Genomic DNA, 19,267 nt, shown 5'->3' with positions numbered 1-19,267 from the left:
GAGCTTTGATGCAGGGCAAACCACGGCCACCGCGACCCCCGCCTGATCGGGCACGGCTCCCTCACGGCGCCGCGCGCTCCATCAGGAGGTAGGTGTTGTAGGCGTTCATGCGGTTCGCGGCCTTGAACAGCGGCAGCCTCTCGTAGGCGCTCCAGTCCGTGGCCGCGTAGGCTTCCTCGAAGGGTTGCATGTCGGCCGCGGCGCGGCCCATGGTGTCGCGGAGGTACTGCAGGTAGTCGCGTGTCAGCCGCAGGTCGGCCAGGGCTTCGGTGGACAGGGGGCCGTGCCCCGGCACGATGGCGGCCGGCGCGCTGTCGATGAGGCGGGTGAGGGCAGCGATCCAGCCCCGGCTGTCGGCCTGGCCCACGTAAGGGATGCGGCCGCGGAAGGCGAGGTCGCCCGCGAACAGCACGCGCGCGCCTTCGACGAACACGGTCAGGTCTTCCGGCGTGTGCGCCGGGCCGACGTGGCGCAGTTGCAAGCGCACGCCCCCCAGTTCCAGCACCTCGTCGGCGCGCAGCCAGCGGTCGGCGGGCACGAGGCGCGTCTTGGCGTCTATCCAGGGCGCGAGGCTTTCGCGGGTGGCTTGCAGCCGCAGCTGCGCGGTGTCGGACTGCAGGTACTCACGCCCCGCCTCGTGGGCCAGCACGGTGGCGCCCTGGTCCTTGAACACCTGCAGGCCGTAGATGTGGTCGGCGTGGTAGTGGGTGAGGATGACGTAGCGAACAGGGAGGGGCGTGATGCGCCGGATGGCCTTGAGCAAATCGGCTGCCACGGCGGGCGAACCCAAGGCGTCGATGACAACCACGCCCGCAGGCGTGACGACGACGCCGGCGTTGGAGATGAAGTTGCGGTTCTCCGGCGTGCCGAGGGCGGCGTCGCCCTGCGCGAACCAGATGTTGGGGGCGACCGGCTGCAACGTGAGTGGCGCTGCCCATGCACTGAGCCCGGACAGCAGCCAGAACGCAGAGATTAGGCTCCACTTCATCGCACAGCGCCCGCTTCGGTCACGGCGGGAGGGGCGTCGCCCTGGTCGACGAGGCGGTCGGTCAGCGCCGCCGCGATCCAGATGCCGGCCAGCGTCACCCACGATGTCGCGGTGAAGACCGCGGCACCGGAGAGCCCGGCGCCGACGGCACATCCTCCGGCCAGCATGCCGCCAAAGCCCATGCAGACCGCGCCGGCGATGTAGCGGCGCATGCTCGCGCCGCCCTGGAACCCTTCGAGCTTCAGGTCGCCCGACAGCGCCGCGGCCAGGAAGGCGCCGAGGAACACGCCCGGGATGAGGCCGACGTCGAAGCTCAAAGGCTTGTCGCTGACGAACAGCACGCGGCTGAGCACTTCGGCCGACGGGCCGGTGAAGCTGAGCGACTGGATGGGGTGCGGGTCGAAGGCGAGTTTGGAGACCGCATAAGTGAACCACCAGCCGGCCGCCACGGTCAGGCCCACGCCGATGGCCCCACCCCAGCCGCAGGCCCCCACACGCTGGCGCCGCGCCCAGAACACGGCGGCGACGAACCAGACGGCGGCGAAGAGCAGGGCGCCCGTGTGACCTATCCCGGTGCGCGCGAGCAGGTCGCGTGCGCCACCGCCGTCGATGGTCCACCACTCGGAGATGGCCAGGCGCAACGGGGACAGGGCGCCCGTCAGCGCGGATTGCGCCGTCACCGCAAAGATCAGGCCCGACAGCAGCGCGCGCAGATTGCCCTGTGCCGCCAGCACCAGCATGCGGCTGGAGCAGCCCCGCGCAAGGATCATGCCGATGCCGAACAGCGCCCCTCCGATGGCTGCGCCCGACAAGCTGCCACGTGCAGCGATCTGGCGGGCATTGCTGGCATCGAACGCGCCCAGCAGCGCCAGCAACTGCGTGGCGCCCACGGCGGTGGCGAAGGCAAAGAGCCACACGGTCAGGCGGCCGCCCGTGCGCTGGTTGCGTGCGAACTCGATGACCGCGGCCCGCAGGCAGAAGCGCGAGCGCTGGGTGAAGGCCCCGAAGGCCATGCCGATCACAGCCGCGCCGAGCGCCAGTGTGGCCGGTTCACCGAGCCGGTCGATCAGGGATTCGATGGACATGGGCATTGCGGCCATGGCCGCAGTCTGCGGCGAGGGGCGTCAGCGCGTGTTGAGCACGCTCAAGGCTTGATGTAGGCGTAGCCGGACTTCTGAAGTTTCACGAGGCGCACCACGCCGGAGGGCGTGTAGTCGGCATCCAGCACGAACTGGTCCTTGCTCAGGCCCCGGTTCTTCAGCGTGATCTCGCACACCTCGAAGCGCACGCCGCGTGCCTTCAGCGCTGACACCAGCGGCGCGAACTCGGTGCCGTTGGCCGCCTTCGCACCTTCCATCAGCAGGTCCACGCCCTCGGCGTGGGTCACCACGGTGATCTGCGCGGACGGGTCGGTGTCGAGGTGATTGCGGATGTTGCGCAGGCCCTTGAGGCCCTGCGCGGCTGCGTTGTCGAAGTGATAGACGACGAGGTCACCCGCCCAGGCGAGCGGAGCCGCCAGGAACATTGTGAACAGGACGAGCAGGAAGCGCTTGTGCATGGAAGTCTCCTCGCGGGTGGCGATCAGCCGTTCAGTTCGATCAACTCGGTCACGGCCTTGACGCCGGCCAGCGCGCAGGCGTCGTCCGCCTCGCCGCCGGGGGCGCCCGAGACGCCGATGGCGCCGACAACAGCGCCCGCTGCCTCGATGACCTGGCCGCCGCCGATCGCCATCACCTGGGCTGACTGGCGAATGCCGCTCATGGGCTTGCCGGCTTGCGTTTCGGTCGCCAGTGCCGCGGTGGGCATGCGAAAGCTCGCGGCCGTCCAGGCTTTGCGCGGAGCGATGTCGAGGGTGTGGGCACCGGCGAAGCGGTCACGCAGCAGCACCTGCACCTGGCCGCTGCGGTCCGTCACGGCGACGGCGACCTGGTGGCCAGCCGCGCGGCAGTGCGCCAGCGCGGCACGTGCGGCGACGAGGGCGGTTTCCGGCGTCAGCTGCTGCGTGCTGAAGAGCGGTGGTGCGTCTGCCGCGTGGGCTGCACCTACGCTGCTGAGCACCAGTGCCGCGAGTGGAGCAAGCAGTGTCCGCATCACGGTCTCCTCGTTCAGGAAGGCATCAGCCCGGGGTTGCCCTGCATGGCCACGAGCTTCGGCGTGTTGATCGTGCGCGGCTTCACGCGGCCGCCCTGGCTGCGCAGCCAGGTCTCCACGTGCTCCCACACGGGCTTCACGCCCGGCGCGTTCTTGGCGTCCTCCGCCACCGGCGCCCAGCCGGCCACCTTGTAGCGCTTGTCGGCCTCGATGGGCTTGCCGTGCAGGCGCATGTCGGCAATGCGCCGGCCCATGGCTTCCGTGGGCTGCATCGTGTAGGTCAGGCCCCCGACGCGCACCATGTCGCCGCCTTGCTGGTAGTAGGGGTCCGGGTTGAATAGGTTGTCGGCGACGTCCTCAAGGATGGTCTTGATCGTCGCGCCGGTCATTTCGGTGAGCGTGGCGTACGGGTAGGTGATGGCGAGCTGGTCCATCAGCAGCTCGCGCGTGATGGTGTCGCCCGGCAGCAGGCTGGTGCCCCAGCGGAAGCCGGGCGAGAAGGCGATGTCGGCGCCCTGGACGTCCATCAACGCATCGCAGATGAGCTGGTCCCAGCTGCCGTTGAAGTTGCCCCGGCGGTAGAGCAGGCCGTCGGTGACGGCCAGCTTCTCGTTCAGGCGCTTCTCGAACGGAGCGCGGATCTTGGTGATCAGCGCCTGCATGTCGGCGTCCGGGCGCAGCTGGTTCGCGAAGACGGGCAGCAGGCGGTAACGGAAGTCCACCAGCCGGCCGCCCTTGACGTCGAAGTCCATCACGCCGAGGAACTTGCCGTTGCTGCCGGCATTCGTGACCAGCGTGGTGCCTCCGGCGTTCTTGACCGGCACCGCCATCGGCACGCCGTCGTGCGTGTGGCCGCCGAAGATCGCGTCAATGCCGCGCACGCGCGAGGCCATCTTGAGGTCGACGTCCATCCCGTTGTGCGACACGATGCAGACGAGCTGGGCGCCCGCGGCCCGCGCTTCATCCACGACCTTCTGCATGTTGGCGTCCTGGATGCCGAACTCCCAGTCCGCCACCATGTAGCGCGGGTTGGCAATGGGCGTGTAGGGGAAGGCCTGGCCGATGATCGCCACGGGCACGCCATTGATCGTGCGTAGCGTGTAGGGCTTGAACACCGGGTCGCCGAAGTCGGCCGTCTTCACGTTCTGGGCGACGAACTCGACCTTGCCGGCGAAGTCCTTGTCGACGATCTCCTTCACCCGCTCCATGCCGTAGGTGAACTCCCAGTGCCCGGTCATCACGTCCACGCCGAGCAGCTTGCAGGCGTCGACCATGTCCTGCGCGTTCGTCCACAGCGACGTGGCGGAGCCTTGCCAGGTGTCGCCGCCGTCGAGCAGCAGCGCGCCGGGGCGGCTGGCCTTCAGGCGCTTCACCAGCGTGGCGAGGTGCGCGAAGCCGCCCACCTTGCCGTAGCGGCGCGCGGCCGCATCGAAGTTGAGTGCGGTGAACGCGTGTGCAGACGCCGTACCCGGCCGCATGCCTGCAGCCTTCAGCAAGCGCTCGCCCACGAGGTGGGGCAACTGCCCCTGCATGCTGCCGATGCCCAGATTCACGCTGGGCTCGCGGAAGTAGATGGGCTGGAGCTGCGCATGGCAGTCCGTCATGTGCAGCAGGGAGACGTTGCCGAAGGGTGGCAGGTCGTAGAACTGGGCTTCTGCCTTCTCGGGAGCCGCCTCGGCTACTCGGGCCAGCGGCAGACCGGCCGCCGCCGCGCAGCCGAGCACCTGCAGGAAATCGCGCTTGGACAGGGACATGGCGCGCCTACTGGTTGACCGGAGACTTCGGGTCCAGCAGCAAGGCCATCACGTCGCGGATCTGCTGCTCGTTGAGCAGTTCGGCATGGCCGAAGCGCGGCATGTTGGAGCAGGCCGAGTAGGCCTTGCTGTTGTAGAGCTTGCCCCAGGTGTACTTGACGATGGCGGCGGCCGCCGGGTCCGCGGGGTCGGTGACGCCGCGCAGCTTGCCGTAGTTCCAGAGGCTCGGGCCGATCGTGCCGAAGGAGATTTCCTTCTTGTCGATCTGATGGCAGTTGTAGCACATGGCCCCATTCTTGGCGGGGGCGGCGCTGGCGTCCGTCCAGGTCATGCCACGGCCGTTCTGGGCGAGCTTCTCGCCTTCCTTCCAGTCGCCGATGTACTGCCCGTCGGCCGGCCACTTGATGGTGGCCATCTGGGCGGCTTCGATCTTCTTCGTGACGGCGGCTGATGGCGGCTTGGCCTGCGAGCAGGCCCTTTGTGCGTCGTCCTGGTTCAGCCGGTCGAGCTTGGCAATGCCCTGCTCGCGGAACGAGGCGCGCATCATGGCGTCGGCCTGCTGGTCGAGTTGCTTGGCCGTCTGGGCATGGGCGCCGGTGGCCGCAATCAGCGTCATGGCCGTGAGGTATCGGATTTTCATGTCGGTCTCCTCAACGCTTGATGGCAGGGGCGATGGACTCGGCGCCCTTGGCGTTGACGCCCATGTAGACCCCGAGCGCGATGGTGACGTCGGAGGCGAAGCCGGGGTAGGGGAAGCGCTGCTGGCGGAAGCAGTCGTTGAGCCGCCGCTGCATGCTCCACATCTCGCCACTGGAGACGCGATAGGCAGGCCACGCCGCGAAGCCCACGCCGTCGCCCGGGTTCTTCGTCAGGTCGGGCAGATCCTGCAGGCGGATGCGCTTGCCGGCTTCGCCGTGACAGCTGGCGCAGGAGAAGTCCATCGGCCCGCCGCGGTAGAAGAAGGCCCGCTTGCCGAGCTCGTAGGCGCGCTTCTCTTCAGGATGCTTCTGCGGCAACGCCATCTTCATGCCGCGCGACATCGACGAGATCCACGCGGCCAGGGCCGTCACCGACTTCTGCTCATCCTTGTCGAAGGGCGTGGCGGCAATCTCGGCGGCATCGAAGCCCTGCAGCGTCTGCATGCAGGTCAACAGGCGCGACTCCAGGTCCTGCACCTTCTTCGTGTCCGGAAAGTAGCGAGGCAGCTGGGCCCAGGCACCCTTGACGACGCCGGGGCCGAGCCCTAGGTCGCAGGCCTCCAGCGTGGTGTTCTTCGGCCCGCGAGGCGTCTTCCAGAGGTCTTCACCCTTGGCTTCAAACAGCTCGGCGGGGTTGCCGTCTTCGAGCATCTTGCGGTATTCGGCGATGCCGTCGGCGGCCGTTTTGGGCTGGGGCGGGGTCTGGGCCACCAGGGGTAGGGTGGCAGTGGCACTGGCCGCGATGGCGGCGAACGCAATCAGTCGTGAGCGCATGGGCCCTCCTGCAGTGGCGAACGGGCGAATCAGCGGCCGGTCACGAGACCGTGGCTTCGTCGGTGCGGGTCTCGCCGCGGTTGTCGCGCCAGGTGACGGCGATCTTGTCGCCGGCCTTGGCACCCTTCACGATGAACTGCAGGAAGGGGTTCTTGGAAACGGACGGACCCCACTCGGCGGTGAGCACGGGCTTGCCGTTGAGTTGGGCGGTCACTTCCTGGATGAACCAGGCCGGAATCGTCTTGCCGGCGGGGTCCTTGCGGAGGCCGGTTTCCATCTCGTGGCTCATCAGCACACGAACGGTGGTCTTGTCGCCGGCCGCCTGGGCTCGGATGCGCATGGGATCGGGCATGTTTTGTCTCCTGATGTCGTTGTGCGAGAGATCGGGTGGGGCAGGGCGATCAGCCGCCGCAGCCACCGAGCGTGACCTTGACTTCCTTCTGGGCGTAAAGCACGCGGCCGTCGGCCATCAGCGCCACGGCGAGCACGTTGGAGGATTGGCCCATCTTGACCCGCGTGGTGAAGCTGGGCTCGACGAACTCGTTCACGTCGAAGGCTGCGGACAGCACGCTCGGGTTCTTCTCGACCAACAGCAGCAGGCGCTTGGCGCCGGGCAGCGAGGTAGAGGCGCCCACCGGCACGACGGCACCGTTCTCGGCGATGTCGGGCGCGGTGACGGTCACATCCTTGCTCTCGACCGGAGCGCCAGCGCCGAGGGCCTTCATCAGGTCGGCGATGGTCTTGGCCTCGAAGGCCGCGGTGGGGTAGGCGGCCAGCGCAGCACGGGGCAGCAAGCCCAGTCCGCCGAGCATCAAGGCCACCTGAGCGGAGCGGGCCAGCGCCATGCGGCGGTTGAGGGGGTTCGTCATGGGTGTCTCCTTCAGGCGGTCCACGTTAGAAGTGTTGGTGTGCGAATGCATGCGGGCAATCCAGGGGTCAGTGGCTGGCCGCACCGGTGGCGAGCCAGTTCGCCAAGGTCTTGAGATCAGCGTCGGATAGCGCCTGTGCGGGCATGGGAATCGGACCCCAGACGCCCTGGCCCCCCGCCTTGATCTTGCCGGCGAAGTAAGCCTCGGCGTCCGCGCGGCCGGCGTACTTGGTGGCGACCTGCTTGAAGCCCGGGCCGACGAGCTTTTGCTCCATGCCGTGGCAGGCCGTGCAGGAGTGCTTCTTGAGCAGAGCCAGTGCATTGGCCGTGCCGCTCGGCGCGGCTGGAGGCGGGGCGGCAGGCGTTGCAGCGACAGTGATCGGCCCGTCGCGCCGAGCGCCCGGCGGGCGAGTGGTGTCGACGCCGCGCTGGGGGCCGATCAGGCGCTGCTGTTCGGCCAGATTGCCGTTGTTGTTCCGCGCGAAGTCGGGCAGCAGCGAGGCCACCTTGGGCTCGGCCTCGCAGTCCTTCATGCAGGCGGTCGCCTTCACGTCGAAGGCGCCGGGCTTGCCCATGCCCTTGCCGGGCCACATGGCGTGCGCGGTCGTCACGCCATTGCGGTTGGGCATGCGCTTCTGCACGTCGGCGATGTTGGTGTCGCTCAGTGTGAAGCCGTCCGGCACGATGCCGCCCAGGTTGAGCAGGTAGGCCGTGACGGCGTAGACCTCATCCGTCTTCAGCGACTTGGGCGCGTTCCAAGGCATCGCGCGGTTGATGTAGTCCCACAGCGTCGATACGGTGGAAACCTTCATCAGCGTCGTGCGGCCCGGGAAGGTGGTGTCGTTCAAGCGTGCGACGCGGCCGGTCTTGATGTCTTCGGCCGTCGTGCCGCCCACCAGGGGAGAGAACACCTCGTTGCTCTCGCCGAACACGCCATGGCAGGAGGCGCACTTGGTTTCCCAGATGTCCTGACCCTGGCTCACGGTGCCGGCGCCTTTGGGCAGGCCTTTGAAGTCCGGGCGGACGTCGATGTCCCAGGCCTTGATCTCCGCGGGCGTGGCGGCGCGCCCGATGCCTGGGTAGGTCGACTGCGCCGAGGCGGTCAGGACTGCCAAGGTTCCGAGCAGCAGGGCGAGGAAGGGCTTACGAGAGCTGGACATTGCGCACCTCGCCGCTCTCTTCGACCAGCCAGGACTGGATCGCGTTGTTGTGATAGATCGACCGCGTGCCGCGAACCGCGCGCAGCTGGCGGGTGCTGGGTTGCACATAGCCGGTCTCGTCCATGGCTCGGCTCTGGATGAGGGCCGGCTTGCCGTCCCACTGCCAGTCGAGCGTGAAGCGGGTGAGGCACTTGCTCATAACGGGGTCCTGCAGGCGCGCCGTGCGCCAGTTGCGGCCCCCATCAGTCGTCACGTCCACGCGCTTGACCTTGCCGCGCCCTGACCAGGCCAGGCCGCTGATCTGGTAGTAGCCCTTGTCGAGCAGCACCTGGCCGCCGGACGGCGTTGTGACGACGCTCTTGCATTCCTGCGTGCTGGTGTACTGACGATGCAGGCCGCCGGGCATCAAGTCGATGTAGTGGACGGTTTCGTCCTTGGTGCCGTAGGGCTGATCGCCAACTTCGAGCCGGCGCAGGTACTTGACCCAGCTCACGCCCTGCACACCCGGCACGACCAGCCGAAGCGGATAGCCCTGCTCGGGCCGCAGCATCTCGCCGTTCTGGCCGTAGGCGACGAACACCTCGCCGCTCTCCACGAGTTCCATCGGCACCGTGCGCGTCATGCTGGAGCCATCGGCGCCCTCGGCGAGGACGTAGCGGGCGCGTTTGTAGTCGACGCCGCACAGGTCGAAGAGCACGCGCAGCGGCACGCCGGTGAACTCGCTGCAGCTGAGCATGCCGTGCGTGTACTGGCAGGTCGGCACGGCCACGTTGCCCCATTCCATGCCGGTGTTGGCACCGCACTCGATGAAGTGGAAGCGGCTCACGCTCGGCAGCCGCATCAGTTCGTCCATCGTGAACACGAGCGGCTTCTTCAGCAGGCTGTCGTCGCTGCCGTTGATCATCAAGCGGTGCTTGGACGGGTCGATGTCCCACCAGCCTTGGTGGTGGCGCTCGAAATGCAGGCCGCTGGGGGTGACGATGCCGAACAGCGATTGCAGGGGTGCGAAGGAGACCGAGGCCTGGGTCGTCTGCGTCAACCCGGGGCTGGGGCGACGTTGCACATTCGCTTCGTACTTGGACGGCTTGCCATACCCTTCCGCCGCCACCGGCTGGCCCAGGCCCTGGCTGTGCTCCGGCAAGTTCAGGATATTGGGATCGCCGGCCGATGCGGGCTGGGCTGTAGCCGCAGCGGCACCGCCCGCCAGCGCGGCGGCGAAGGCATGGCGCACGAAGTCACGACGGCCCTGCTTGGCCTCGTCGACGACAGCGCGGATGCCATCGCCATCGAGGAAGTTTTCAGGCGCCGGGCGCAAGCGGCCGGAGGGCAGGCTGGAGTGCGTCACGATGTCATCTCCCCCGAGGCGCGGCGAGTGCCGGCGGGTGCGATGCACGCGAGAGGCTGCGAGCACGGCATAGGAAGCCTTGTCTCCTGCGGCAGGCTCTGAACGCGCTGCCTTTGTTCATCTGAACGGCGCGATGCCGTCTGGCTGCGCGCCGGATGCTGCGCTGCCGCAACATCAGTCAATCGTTATATTAACGATTACAGAAGTAGAGAACCTTGGTGACAACCCTAGGCGATGCCCGGTGACGCTCAACTCAGCCCGAGTGCCTTCAGTCGCCGGTAGAAGGTACGCTCGCTGAGGCCCAGCGACTCCGCCATCTCACGGCGGCTGAGCTGGCCGTCCTGCACCATGCGGCGAATCTCGGCATCGACATCACGCGCGGGCGCCGGCGGCGGGCTGGCCGACGTGGCGGGTGCGGCCGGCGGCAGTGGGTGAGGGCGCCCGTGCAGCCACTCGGGCAGGTGTTCGGGTCGCACCACGCCGTCGTCAGCAAACAACCGGGCGCGCTCCAGCACGTTCCGCAACTCGCGGATGTTGCCGGGCCAGTTGTGGGCCTGCAGCCGGGCCATGGCGGCAGGCTGGATCACCACCGTCGATGCTGCCTTGCCGCCCCGCTGCAGGAATGAGTCCACGAGCAGGGGAATGTCGCCCGCACGCTCGCGCAGCGGTGGCAGGTAGATCGGAAAGGCGGCGATGCGGTAGTAGAGGTCTTGCCGGAAGCTGCCGTCGGCCACCATCTGCTGGAGCGGCTTGTGCGTGGCTGCCACGAGGCGGAAGTCCGCCTGCTGGGTTTCGGTTGCACCAACCCGCCGGAAAGTACCCGACTCGATCAGCCGCAGCAGCTTGACCTGCATGCCCAGCGGCACGTCGCCGATCTCGTCGAGGAACAGCGTCCCACCGGCCGCGGTTTCGACGAGCCCCGGCTTGCGGTGCATGGCGCCAGTGAACGCACCCTTCTCGTGGCCGAACAACTCGCTCTCGAAGAGCGTCTCGGGCAGCCCTGAGCAGTCGACGACGACGAACGGGCCGCCGTGCCGATCGCTCACCTCGTGGACAGCGCGCGCAAACAATTCCTTGCCCGTGCCGGACTCCCCCTGCAACAGCACCGGCAGCTGCGACCGAGCCACCCGCTGGACGGATTCCAGCGCGGTATTGAACGCCGGCGACCGCCCCACCAGACCTGCCTGGTTGGCACGGGCCGAGGCGTGCTTCACGGTGGTCAGCCGCTCGACGTAGGCCACCACCTGACGATCGCCGTCGAGGATGGGGCGCAGTTCCACGTCCACATGCTCCGGGCCGCGCGGCGTGTGATGGATGTGCAGCACGCGGTCAGGCCCCTTGAGCTCGAAGGCGCGGCGCATCGGGCAGTGCTCGCCAGCCTGGTCGCACGGCACGTCGTAGTGGTGCGAGACGCGGAAGCACTTGTGGCCGAGGTAGGGCCGGTCGGCTGTCCCGAACTGGCGCTGGTAGGCCGTGTTCGCCGCGAGGATGTTGTAGTCCGGGTCCAGCACGATCATGGGCTGCGACTCGTGTTCCAGGTAGGACACCAGGGCTTGAACTTGCGGAGTGGGCGAGGGTGGCGTGGGCATGGTGAGGCTGACGGAAGTGGTTGCCATCTTCTGCCATCTTCTGCCACAGCGTGCCAGGCAGCGGCAGATGGCAGTGGCGCAGCGGGCGGCAGGGTTCGGGCTTGATGCCTCTAGTTCTTTGCAAATCAGTTACTTAGCGGAGTCGTCTACTGATTGCCAGGGTTGGCACGGCTCTTGATCATGTTGGGGCACTTGACCACCCGCAACTGCCATGCCACCCCGGCTGAAGCAGTCAGCGACCAGGAGACCCCCTTGAGCACCACCCCAACGACAACCGCCCCGGCAACAGCCCCGCGCCTCCAGGTGGAGGGCTTCTTCGACCCTGCGACCTGGACCGTGAGCTACCTGGTGCTGGACGCACAGACGATGCAGTGCGCGTTGGTCGACAGCGTGCTGGACTTCGACCCCAAGTCCGGCCGCACGGACACCGCCAGTGCGGACCGGCTCATCGCCCGCGTGCGGGACCTCGGCGCCCAGGTTCAGTGGATTCTTGAAACGCACGTCCACGCGGACCACCTGTCGGCGGCGCCCTACCTCCAGAAGGCGCTCGGCGGTCGGCTGGGCATTGGCCAGCACATCACCACCGTGCAGAACGTTTTCGGCACGCTCTTCAATGCCGGGCCGGACTTTGCGCGTGACGGCAGCCAGTTCGACCACCTCTTCAAGGACGACGAGTCCTTCACCATCGGCGGCCTGCAAGCCCGCGCGCTGCACACGCCTGGCCACACACCGGCCTGCATGACCTACGTGGTGACGGCAGGCGAGGGCACCGATGCCGAGATCGCCGCCTTCGTGGGTGACACGCTCTTCATGCCCGACTACGGCACCGCCCGCTGCGATTTCCCTGGCGGCGATGCCCGGATGCTGTACCGGTCAATCAACAAGGTGTTGAGCCTGCCGCCGGCCACCAAGCTCTACATGTGCCATGACTACCAGCCCGGCGGTCGTGAGGTGCAGTTCGTCAGCACGGTGGCGGAAGAGCGAGCCAGCAACGTCCACGTTCGCGACGGCATCAGCGAAGACGCGTTCGTGGCCATGCGCAATGCACGCGACGCCACGCTCGGCATGCCCACGCTGATCCTTCCGTCGGTGCAGGTCAACATGCGTGCGGGTGCCTTGCCGCCGGCCGAAGACAACGGTGTGCGCTACCTGAAGATCCCGCTCAACGCGGTCTGAGTTCCCAACTAACAACCCGGAGACAACCATGGAACTCAAGACCCTGACGCCTGAATTGGCGGTCGCCGCCCAGATCCACGCGCCTGACCTGCAAGAGATTGCCAACGCAGGCTTTCGCACGGTGATCTGCAATCGCCCGGATGGGGAGGGCAACGACCAGCCCGTCTTCGCCGAACTGCAAGCCGCTGCGCGCGGAATGGGCCTTGCATTGCATTACTTGCCCGCTGAATCCGGCAAGGTGACCGATGAGCAGGGGCGCCAGTTCGGCGCGCTGATGGACGCGAGCCCCAAGCCCGTGCTGGCCTTCTGCCGCACCGGGATGCGCTCGACCACGATGTGGGCGCTGTCGCAGTCGGGCCAGCGGCCGCTACCCGAGATCATCGAGCGCGCCGCCCGTGCTGGCTACGACCTGAAAGGCGTGGTGCGCCGGCTGGTCAACGGCGGCAAGACGCCGGTCGAGGTGGCGGACGCCTCGCACGAGGTCGTCATCATCGGCGCGGGTGCCGCGGGCATCGCCGTGGCGTCGAGCCTGCTGGCACGCCAGCCCGGGCTGGACATCGCGATCATCGACCCAGCCGATGTGCACTACTACCAGCCGGGCTGGACCCTGGTGGGCGGCGGTGTGTTCGACGCCTCGACGACTGCGAGAACTCTGGCGTCCGTGTTGCCCAGGGGCGTGCACTGGCTGAAGTCGGCCGTGGCGGCCTTCGAGCCTGAGCGCGATGCGGTCATCCTCGATGGCTGCCGCGTGGTCAAGTACAAGCAGTTGGTGGTGTGCCCTGGGCTCAAGCTCGATTGGCATGGCATCGAGGGTCTGGTTGAGACGTTGGGGCGCAATGGCGTCACGTCGAACTACCGCTACGACCTCGCGCCCTACACCTGGGAACTGGTTCAGCGGCTGCGCGGTGGTCGTGCCGTGTTCACCCAGCCTCCCATGCCCATCAAGTGCGCTGGCGCGCCGCAGAAGGCGATGTATCTGTCGGCGGATCACTGGCTTCGCACTGGCGCGCTGCGGGACATCGACATCCAGTTCTGCAACGCCGGCGCGGTGCTGTTCGGTGTTGCCGACTACGTCCCCGCGCTGATGCGCTACGTGGAGACCTACGGCATTCATTTGAACTTCGGCCAGACGCTCACCGCGATCGACGGGGGCGCTCGCAAGGCGACCTTCAGCATGGCGAATCCCGATGGCAGCAAGACGTGCGTCGTCCGCGAATTCGACATGATCCATGTCGTGCCGCCCCAGAAGGCGCCGGACTTCATCCGCGTGAGCCCCCTTTCCGACGCGGCAGGCTGGGTCGACGTGGACCCGGCAACGCTGCGCCACAAGACCTTCGCCAACATCTTTGCACTCGGCGATGCGGCCAACACCAGCAACGCCAAGACCGCGGCAGCAGCTCGCAAGCAGGCGCCGGTCGTCGCACACAACGTGCTCGCTGCTCGCGGCGCCGCCAAGGGTGAGGCACGCTACGACGGCTACGGGTCATGCCCGCTGACCGTGGAGCGCGGAAAGATCGTGCTGGCGGAGTTCACCTACGGCGGCAAGGTCGCGCCGAGCTTCCCGAAGTGGCTGATCAACGGCACCGAGCCTTCACGCCTGGCCTGGCTGCTCAAGGAGCGCATCCTGCCGCCGCTGTACTGGGAAGGCATGCTCAAAGGGCGTGAGTGGCTGGCTGAACCGGAAATGGTGGGTTGAGCCCATGGTGATGGATGTCACCGCGCTCAGTCTGCTGATGGGCGCCGCTGTGGGGGTCGTGCTGGCGCTGACCGGCGCCGGGGGCGGCATCCTGGCGGTGCCACTTTTGGTGTTTGGTCTGCATCTGCAAATGTCGCAGGCGGCACCTGTCGGGCTCCTGGCGGTGGGCCTGGCGGCCTCCGTGGGCGCGCTGCTTGGGCTGAGGGAGGGCGTCGTGCGGTACCGGGCGGCTCTGCTCATCGGGTTGACGGGGATGCTGATCGCGCCGCTGGGCGTTTGGCTGTCCCACCTGCTTCCCAACGGGCCCGTGATGGCGGTCTTCGCGGCGATCCTGGGGTGGGTGGCTTGGCGCAACTTGCGCCAGGCGCGGCGCACATCCGCGTCGACACTACAGCGCAAGCGTCCCGTTTGTGCGATGAATCCTGCCACGGGGCGGCTGTCCTGGCGCGCGCCATGCACTGCAGTCTTGTCTGCAACCGGTGCACTTTCCGGGCTGCTCAGTGGGCTGCTCGGCGTCGGTGGAGGGTTTGTCATCGTGCCGATGCTGGGCGGCTTCAGCGATGTGCCAACGCGCGGTGTGGTGGCCACATCGATGGCCGTGATTGCACTGGTGTCCGTCGGCGGCGTGTTGGGAGCCGCGTCACAAGGAGGCATGAATTGGGCAATCGCTCTGCCATTCGCGGCCGGTGCCGCCGGTGCTTTGGTCGCCGGGCGGGAAGTGAGCCAGCGCTTGAGCGGCGCGCGGATACAGCAAGCCTTCGGGCTCTTGGCAGGCGGTGTGGCGCTGGCAATGCTGTATCGATCAATACTTGGGTAGTCCAAGCTGTCGGCTTCATCCGGCAGGTCGGAGACACCAGCAGATCAGATCAATAGCGACAATGTGCATTATGTAAAATATCAGATCAACCGACTGTCGCCTGGAATGTCGGTGACACCACTCCGGCGACAAGAATGTCTGTGACGATCGCCAGGGAAAGTGCGACGCAAATGCCCTACCGGCCTTAACTTGGGCAAGTCGCCCTTTTCTGTCGTACGACGCAAATGACTGGTCTCGGCAATCTGTGGCTGCCGGAAGTGAAGGTCTTCGGACGACATGAAACAACGGTGCTAGCCCACTCCACAAAGGCAGCAAGTGGCTCGCCGTGTGTGGCTAGCAGCGGCTCAAGTTTGCTGTCACAGGGCTGTGCCCCGCTCTTGCTGCAAGCGTACGGCAGCAAAAACCCTTTGTAAATCAATGCGTTGAATCACACGACGACACGCGTCGCCTGTATTGATTCATGAATTGGCGTCGTTGACCGGCGCCAGGCACGGCAATCGAAGAACCCTCTCATCAATGCTGCTCCTGCGATGCATAGCGTCGGCCCTGTTGACGAACACCATCGCCCACTTCAAATTCGCTTCATGAGCGGGATCAACTCGCCGGGGAGGAAGCGTGGCTACGAAGCCCAAGGTGTTGAGCCTGTCCATCTACCTGATCAAGAACAAGGATCTGCCGGATCCTGAACTGGTCAATCTGGACAAGGCCGATCCGCCGATCGACCTTGACATTGGTGAAGGCGCGGCGCAGCTCTACGTGAAGACCGAAGTTGTCCGTCAGCAGCCACCATGGACCCGGTTGTTTACCGCCCTCCCCGAGGTTCCAGATGGCACCTTCGGTCGGCCGAACAGCGTCGGCGCCGTGCTTATCTATCGCGCCGCCGACGCCACCTTTCTGCTGTCTGTTGAGGCTCGCAGCGAACTGACCCAGGGTGCTCGTTCAATACTGACCCACCCCTGAAGGCTACCCGAGGGAGCCCGAGTCTGTGGATATCTCTGAGGTCTTGGAGTCTCCCTTCTTGCGTTGAGTGGGTCGGGCACGCGCCGCCGCGACGGTCGTGCTGCTGTGCTTGAAGCGCCAGGACTCGTTGCCGGTCTCGACGATGTGGCAGTGGTGCGTGAGTCGGTCGAGCAAGGCCGTCGTCATCTTGGCGTCGCCGAAGACGCTGGCCCATTCGCCGAAGCTCAGGTTGGTGGTGATGACCACGCTGGTGTGCTCGTAGAGTTTGCTCAGCAGGTGGAACAGCAGCGCCCCGCCGGCCTGGCTGAACGGCAAGTAGCCGAGCTCGTCCAGGATGAGCAGGTCCACGTACATCAGTCGGGGGCATGCCGGGATAAGGCCAATTTTCTGTCATAACACTATTAGTTATGAGCATTTGCTCCAAGTGCGACTTGGACGAATTAGGCAATGTTGGTGTGCTGGGTTGGGACGATCTCTGTTCCGGGTCAGCCGTCCGCCTTCCCGGCCTTCTTGCGCGCTGGTCGGGCTGGCGCTGGGGCGCCAGCGGGCGTGAGCCGTGCGACCAAGCCCTGAAGCGTCTGGGCCTCGGCTTGGTGGCGTGCCGCGGCCTGCTGAGCATCGGCGAGCTGAGCGCGGAGCTCGCCCAGTTGCTGCTCCACACCTCGTTGAGCCTCCTGGGTGGCCTGCAGCGCGGCCTTTGCCGTGTTGGCCTCCATTTGCAACCGTGTGACGGCCTCAGCGTGCTCAAGCGACTGCTGGCGTTCACGCGCTTCAGCCAGAGCCAGCTTCTCGCGCGCTACCTCGGTGGCTTTCTCGGCCTTGGCTCGGGCCTGGCGCTCCTGCTCGATCTCCATGAGGGCACGGCGTTCCGCGGCGGCTGCGCGCTCCTGGGCGCCCTCGGTGGCTTCGCGGGCCTTGGCCAGCTCGGTGCTGAAGCTGTCTTGCAGCTCCTGCTGCTGGATGCGCGCCTGATCCAGCTGGGCCTGCATCTGTTGCACCCGGGCCTTGGAACCAGCATGGTCGCGCCGCTCCGCTTCGAGGTCGGCCAGGGCTTGCCGAGTGCGCTCCTCGCTGCTCGCCAGCTCGGTCCGCAGATGGTCCGCTACGACCTGGGCCTGGGCGGTTGCCTGCTCAGCTTCGGCCTGGGCCTGCTGAGCACGCTCCGCCGCGGCCTGGTGCTCCAGGCGGGAGGCGGCCAGCTCGCCCCTGGCTGCGGCCGTGGCGTGGCCCCACAGCCCGGCGATGGCCTCCGCTGCGAGCGCCTTGATCTCATCAGGCAGATCCGGGTGGTCGATCTCGACGCGGGCTCGCAGGCGCAGCTCTTCCCAGAAGGCAGCCAGTGCCTCCGCCGGCGTGGCCATGGTGCCCTTGCGTACGAACTGGTAGAGCTTGTTGGTCGTCGGCGTGATCCCATGCCTGAAGAACAGCAGGCCGCAGACTTCGCGGTACAACGCCTTCGTTTCGGGGATCTTGGCCTTCAGCGCCTCGATCTCGGCAAGGATCTCGGATTCGGTGCTCATGCGTTGATAGTACGGTGTATTACGTTGGATTTTCAACTCCTCTTTGTAGAGTTTTGACATTACTCCTATAATGTCAAAAATCTGTAAAAAGCGGTGTGCGCCAATGCGTGAGACCAAATCAGGCCGTGGGAACCCCGTCGAACTGGTGCTGGCGAGTCAGGCACCCTTGGGCGAAATGGTCGTGCTCGACGCCCTCACCGGCCGCGACGGCACGAACCGCTCGCGCGGCCACCGCCAGATCGACGCCGAAACCGACCAGGATGCGGTGCTGGCCTGGCTCGCCCGGTTCGTTGACAGCCCCAACACGTTGGCCAGCAGCCGACGCGAGGCCGAGCGGCTGCTTCTGTGGAGCGTGGTCGAACGGGGCAAGCCGCTGTCGTCGCTCACGCATGAGGACCTGCTGATCTACCGGCGCTTTCTGGCCAACCCGCAGCCGGCAGCGCGCTGGGTGATGCCGCCAGGGCGCAAGCTGGCCCGGCGCGACCCGGCATGGCGGCCTTTTGCGGGCCCGTTGGCCGATGCCAGCATCCGGCAGTCCATGGTGATCCTGAACTCGCTGATGGGCTGGCTGGTCGAGGCCGGCTACCTGTCAGGCAACCCCTTGGCGCTGGCCAAGCGGCGCCGCAAGGCGGCCGCACCCAGGGTGACCCGCTTCCTAGAGACCGACCTCTGGCAGGCTGTGCGCGAGACCATCGTGGCCATGCCCCAGGAGACGCTGCGCGAGCGCGCTGTCTACGCACGGTCCCGATGGCTCTTCAGCCTGCTGTTCCTGGCCGGCCTGCGCATCTCGGAGGTTGTCGGCAACGACATGGGCGACTTCTTCATGCGCACCGACGCGACGACGGGCGATCCGCGCTGGTGGGTGCAGGTCCTGGGCAAGGGCGACAAGGAAAGGCTGGTGCCGGCGACGACCGAGTTGATGATCGAGCTGATGAAGTACCGCCGCGCGCTGGAGTTGAGCGACCTGCCCTCCCCTGGTGAGCCCTCTCCCCTGCTCTTCCCGGTGGCTTGGCGGCGCTCCTCCCATCCTGCGCCGGCCTGGCCTGAGGCCATATCGCGCAGCGCCGTGCACACCATCGTCAAGGAAGTCTTCGCCGCCGCGGCAGACCGCTGGGAGGCTGACGGCCGTGGACAGGTTCAGGCCGACAAGCTGCGGGCCGCGTCTACGCACTGGCTTCGGCACACTGCGGCCTCGAACTTGGCCAACGGCGCCGACCTGCGCCATGCGCGCGACACGCTCGGGCATAGCAGCCTGACGACCACCAGCATTTACATCCACGGCGAAGACGACGCGCGGCACTCCGCGATCAGCGCGGTTCATCGGATCGGCTGGTAGCTGGCCGCAGCAACTTGATGCCCACGACCGCGCTGCGGTGGCACAGATCTAAATGGGCTTCAACGCCTTGACGGTTCCGGCGGGACCAGATCAAAGGCCGGCAACATTGATGGGGAGGCCGATATGGATGGAGAGAGCGCGAAGGCTGTTCAGGAGGTGTCTACACGGGCATGGGGATCAAGAAATTCCGCGCAGCGCCGTAGCGCGTGAACATCTACAGGGGGCGGCGATCCGAATGGGCCACCAAAGCTTTGCTAGGCTGCCTCAAGCACATCAATTGACAGGGAGAAGACATGGCAGCCAACGGCTCGAACAACATATCGCTGCTATGCGAGCCAGGCTGAAGCATGTGGGAGAACTTCTGCCAGTGGTGTTGACGCCGACCGAAATTTGACCCACCGGGGATGCGGACAAAAACTTGGACTGGTTATGCGGCGATGCCCAGGCGCCGACGATGCTGGGCGGGACTGCGAAAGCCCAGTGAGCTCTTGATCC

At 66.6% G+C, this 19,267-nt stretch carries 18 protein-coding genes and 1 pseudogene; 5 read left to right on the top strand and 14 right to left on the bottom strand.

Annotated elements, in window-relative coordinates; genetic code table 11:
* Nucleotides 1-61 precede the first annotated feature (61 nt).
* From CDO81_RS24980 to CDO81_RS24925, 12 genes are all read right to left on the bottom strand, one after another.
* Nucleotides 62-988 (bottom strand): MBL fold metallo-hydrolase, encoded by a 927-nt coding sequence (locus CDO81_RS24980; RefSeq protein ID WP_088485975.1) that lies wholly within the window; start codon nucleotides 986-988, stop codon nucleotides 62-64.
* The gene (locus CDO81_RS24975; RefSeq protein WP_241517149.1) at nucleotides 985-2,088 is read right to left on the bottom strand and encodes a YeeE/YedE family protein; all 1,104 of its coding nucleotides are present in this window, start codon (nucleotides 2,086-2,088) and stop codon (nucleotides 985-987) included. The genes CDO81_RS24980 and CDO81_RS24975 overlap by 4 nt, the downstream gene beginning before the upstream one ends.
* A gap of 44 nt (nucleotides 2,089-2,132) precedes the next feature.
* Nucleotides 2,133-2,546: a DsrE family protein gene (locus CDO81_RS24970; protein WP_088485974.1), complete on the bottom strand. Its 414-nt coding sequence runs from the start codon at nucleotides 2,544-2,546 to the stop codon at nucleotides 2,133-2,135.
* A 23-nt stretch (nucleotides 2,547-2,569) separates the two neighbouring features.
* Nucleotides 2,570-3,079 carry a GlcG/HbpS family heme-binding protein gene (locus CDO81_RS24965; RefSeq protein WP_193466538.1) on the bottom strand — a complete coding sequence of 170 codons (510 nt, stop codon included), beginning with the start codon at nucleotides 3,077-3,079 and terminating at the stop codon, nucleotides 2,570-2,572.
* A gap of 14 nt (nucleotides 3,080-3,093) precedes the next feature.
* Nucleotides 3,094-4,833 carry a thiosulfohydrolase SoxB gene (gene soxB / locus CDO81_RS24960; RefSeq protein WP_088485972.1) on the bottom strand — a complete coding sequence of 580 codons (1,740 nt, stop codon included), beginning with the start codon at nucleotides 4,831-4,833 and terminating at the stop codon, nucleotides 3,094-3,096.
* A 7-nt stretch (nucleotides 4,834-4,840) separates the two neighbouring features.
* On the bottom strand, nucleotides 4,841-5,473 hold the full coding sequence (gene soxX, locus CDO81_RS24955) for a sulfur oxidation c-type cytochrome SoxX (protein WP_088485971.1): 633 nt from the start codon (nucleotides 5,471-5,473) through the stop codon (nucleotides 4,841-4,843).
* Nucleotides 5,474-5,483: 10 nt separating this feature from the next.
* Nucleotides 5,484-6,305, bottom strand: a complete 822-nt coding sequence (soxA, locus tag CDO81_RS24950; protein WP_088485970.1) for a sulfur oxidation c-type cytochrome SoxA — start codon at nucleotides 6,303-6,305, stop codon at nucleotides 5,484-5,486.
* 40 nt (nucleotides 6,306-6,345) lie between these two features.
* Nucleotides 6,346-6,657 (bottom strand): thiosulfate oxidation carrier complex protein SoxZ, encoded by a 312-nt coding sequence (gene soxZ, locus CDO81_RS24945; RefSeq protein ID WP_193466537.1) that lies wholly within the window; start codon nucleotides 6,655-6,657, stop codon nucleotides 6,346-6,348.
* Between the two features lie 49 nt (nucleotides 6,658-6,706).
* Nucleotides 6,707-7,174 (bottom strand): thiosulfate oxidation carrier protein SoxY, encoded by a 468-nt coding sequence (gene soxY / locus CDO81_RS24940; RefSeq protein WP_088486038.1) that lies wholly within the window; start codon nucleotides 7,172-7,174, stop codon nucleotides 6,707-6,709.
* 67 nt (nucleotides 7,175-7,241) lie between these two features.
* Nucleotides 7,242-8,333, bottom strand: a complete 1,092-nt coding sequence (locus CDO81_RS24935; RefSeq protein WP_088485968.1) for a c-type cytochrome — start codon at nucleotides 8,331-8,333, stop codon at nucleotides 7,242-7,244.
* Nucleotides 8,317-9,678 (bottom strand): sulfite dehydrogenase, encoded by a 1,362-nt coding sequence (gene soxC, locus CDO81_RS24930; RefSeq protein ID WP_241517148.1) that lies wholly within the window; start codon nucleotides 9,676-9,678, stop codon nucleotides 8,317-8,319. Before soxC ends, CDO81_RS24935 begins: the two co-directional genes overlap by 17 nt.
* A 248-nt stretch (nucleotides 9,679-9,926) precedes the next feature.
* The gene (locus tag CDO81_RS24925; protein WP_088485967.1) at nucleotides 9,927-11,267 is read right to left on the bottom strand and encodes a sigma-54 interaction domain-containing protein; all 1,341 of its coding nucleotides are present in this window, start codon (nucleotides 11,265-11,267) and stop codon (nucleotides 9,927-9,929) included.
* 252 nt (nucleotides 11,268-11,519) lie between these two features.
* Between CDO81_RS24925 and CDO81_RS24915 the strand changes: the two genes are divergently transcribed.
* The 4 genes from CDO81_RS24915 to CDO81_RS24900 all read left to right on the top strand — a co-directional run bounded on the left by CDO81_RS24915 (nucleotide 11,520) and on the right by CDO81_RS24900 (nucleotide 15,916).
* The gene (locus CDO81_RS24915) at nucleotides 11,520-12,443 is read left to right on the top strand and encodes an MBL fold metallo-hydrolase (RefSeq protein WP_241517147.1); all 924 of its coding nucleotides are present in this window, start codon (nucleotides 11,520-11,522) and stop codon (nucleotides 12,441-12,443) included.
* Nucleotides 12,444-12,471: 28 nt separating this feature from the next.
* Nucleotides 12,472-14,139, top strand: a complete 1,668-nt coding sequence (locus tag CDO81_RS24910) for a bifunctional protein tyrosine phosphatase family protein/NAD(P)/FAD-dependent oxidoreductase (RefSeq protein WP_088485964.1) — start codon at nucleotides 12,472-12,474, stop codon at nucleotides 14,137-14,139.
* Nucleotides 14,140-14,143: 4 nt separating this feature from the next.
* A complete protein-coding gene (locus CDO81_RS24905) occupies nucleotides 14,144-14,956 on the top strand; it encodes a sulfite exporter TauE/SafE family protein (protein WP_241517151.1) in 813 nt (270 codons plus the stop codon).
* A 636-nt stretch (nucleotides 14,957-15,592) separates the two neighbouring features.
* Nucleotides 15,593-15,916, top strand: coding sequence for a DUF6119 family protein (locus CDO81_RS24900; RefSeq protein ID WP_088485963.1), 324 nt, complete (start codon nucleotides 15,593-15,595; stop codon nucleotides 15,914-15,916).
* Between the two features lie 3 nt (nucleotides 15,917-15,919).
* Here CDO81_RS24900 and CDO81_RS24895 read toward each other — a convergent pair.
* A pseudogene (locus CDO81_RS24895) lies at nucleotides 15,920-16,276 on the bottom strand (ATP-binding protein); the annotation flags it as partial.
* 125 nt (nucleotides 16,277-16,401) lie between these two features.
* Nucleotides 16,402-17,436: a DNA-binding protein gene (locus CDO81_RS24890; RefSeq protein ID WP_158218422.1), complete on the bottom strand. Its 1,035-nt coding sequence runs from the start codon at nucleotides 17,434-17,436 to the stop codon at nucleotides 16,402-16,404.
* A gap of 175 nt (nucleotides 17,437-17,611) precedes the next feature.
* Here CDO81_RS24890 and CDO81_RS24885 point away from each other — a divergent pair, with 175 nt between their 5' ends.
* Nucleotides 17,612-18,772: a tyrosine-type recombinase/integrase gene (locus CDO81_RS24885; RefSeq protein ID WP_241517145.1), complete on the top strand. Its 1,161-nt coding sequence runs from the start codon at nucleotides 17,612-17,614 to the stop codon at nucleotides 18,770-18,772.
* Nucleotides 18,773-19,267: the final 495 nt, after the last annotated feature.

Origin of the sequence: Roseateles puraquae (genome assembly GCF_002205845.1) — a bacterium.
Taxonomy (GTDB): domain Bacteria; phylum Pseudomonadota; class Gammaproteobacteria; order Burkholderiales; family Burkholderiaceae_C; genus Pelomonas; species Pelomonas puraquae.
The sequence above is the reverse complement of the archived record's forward strand: the minus strand, read 5'-3'. Positions and strand labels throughout refer to the sequence as shown.